General features: G+C 64.0%; 1 protein-coding gene. It reads left to right on the top strand.

From position 1 onward, the window contains the following. Positions 1-388: 388 nt before the first annotated feature. A complete protein-coding gene (rho, locus tag NTW26_08645; protein ID MCX7022320.1) occupies positions 389-1,639 on the top strand; it encodes a transcription termination factor Rho in 1,251 nt (416 codons plus the stop codon). The last annotated feature ends 227 nt before the right edge of the window (positions 1,640-1,866 follow it).

The raw sequence follows: 1,866 nt of genomic DNA, 5'->3' as shown, positions 1-1,866 counted from the left end.
CCCCCCCACCCTCTCCCCAGAGGGGAGAGGGGATATGCGGCAACCCTCACCCCGGTTGCGCCGACGTAGGGGCCGACCTAAACGGCGCGCCGTCGGTCGGCCCCTACGAGGGTGCCGCGAGATTCACGTTCTAATTATTGGTTAGGGTCAACCGACCCTCTACCCTGTGTAGGGCGGCCCCGTGGGATGCATCCCTCGCGGGCCGACGCTTCGCTTGACACCCGCCGGCGGAAGGTTTACCATCACCCCGCACTTCAACGCCCATCCACAGCTCCCCGAAAAAAATCCCCCACCCTTTTTATATAACCCGGTTCCGCAGTCGAGCCAAGTATTACCCCCGTTCCGCCGCCGGTGTAAATCGCCGCGCCGCCACTTTAGAGGTGTTTCCATGGAGCTTGCCGCGCTGAAGAACAAGAAGGTCGTCGAACTGCAGCTTCTGGCCAAGGAGCTGGGCGTCACCGGCACCAGCGGCCTGCGCAAGCAGGAGCTCATCTTCCAGATTCTGGGCGCCAAGACCGAGGGAGACGGCTTCGTCCTGGCCGACGGCGTCCTGGAAATCCTCCCCGAGGGTTTCGGCTTCCTGCGGTCGGCGGACTACAACTACCTCCCCGGCCCCGACGACATCTACGTCTCCCCGAGCCAGATCAAGCGCTTCGGCCTGCGCAAGGGGGACATCATCACGGGCCAGGTGCGGCCGCCCAAGGACTCCGAGCGCTACTTCGCCCTGATCCGCGTCGAGGCGGTCAACTTCGAGACCCCGGAGACCGCCCTGGAAAAGGTCGTCTTCGAGGAGCTGACCCCGCTATACCCCGACAAGAAGTTCGACCTGGAGACCGCGGACGAGGACCTCTCGATGCGGATAATCAACCTCTTGTGCCCGATTGGGATGGGCCAGCGCGGGCTCATCGTCTCGCCGCCCCGCGCCGGGAAGACCATGATCCTGCAGAAAATCGCCAACTCCGTCACCACCAACCACCCCAACGTGTACCTCATCGTGCTGTTGATAGACGAGCGGCCCGAGGAGGTCACCGACATGCAGCGCTCGGTCCGGGGCGAGGTGGTCTCCTCGACCTTCGACGAGCCGGCGGAGCGCCATGTCCAGGTGGCGGAGATGATTCTGGAAAAGGCCAAGCGGCTGGTGGAGTGCTCGCGGGACGTGGTGATTCTTCTGGATTCCATCACCCGGCTGGCGCGGGCCTACAACGCCGTGATGCCGCACTCGGGCAAGATTCTCTCGGGCGGTGTGGACGCCAACGCGCTGCACAAGCCGAAGCGCTTCTTCGGCGCGGCGCGCAACATCGAGGAGGGCGGCTCCCTCACCATCATCGCCACCGCGCTCATAGACACCGGCTCCCGCATGGACGAGGTCATCTTCGAGGAGTTCAAGGGCACGGGCAACATGGAGCTGGTGCTGGACCGCAAGCTGGCCGACCGGCGCATCTGGCCCGCGGTGGACCTCAACAAATCCGGCACCCGCAAGGAGGAGCTGCTTCTTTCCGATGAGGAGTGCGGCAAGCTCTGGGTTCTGCGCAACGCCCTGGCCGGCCTGAACACCGTGGAGGCCATGGAGATGCTCCTTTCCAAGATGAAGAAGACGAAGAACAACGAGGAGTTCCTCCAGTTGATGACGCAGCTCTAGGCGGGGGGGGTGTAGGCCGCACTCGGTTTGCGATGACGTAGGGGCGGGTGTCCACACCCGCCCGTTCTTTATACGCCCATGCGCCTGAATGTAGGGCGGGGATTTTAACCGAGCGAACCGAGCGAAGCGAGCTACGCCTCCGGCGAACCGAGCTATGCCCCCGGCAAATCCCCGCCGCTTTACCCCTCACCCTAACCCGTAAGCGCGCTTCCCCTCAGAGGGGGGAG

Source organism: bacterium (assembly GCA_026398675.1).
In the GTDB taxonomy this organism is placed as follows: domain Bacteria; phylum RBG-13-66-14; class RBG-13-66-14; order RBG-13-66-14; family RBG-13-66-14; genus RBG-13-66-14.
The sequence above is the reverse complement of the archived record's forward strand: the minus strand, read 5'-3'. Positions and strand labels throughout refer to the sequence as shown.

What these genes read in the sequence shown, in the direction of transcription:
- rho (MCX7022320.1), top strand. Translation starts at nt 389, where the DNA reads ATGGAGCTTGCCGCGCTGAAGAACAAGAAGGTCGTCGAACTGCAGCTT.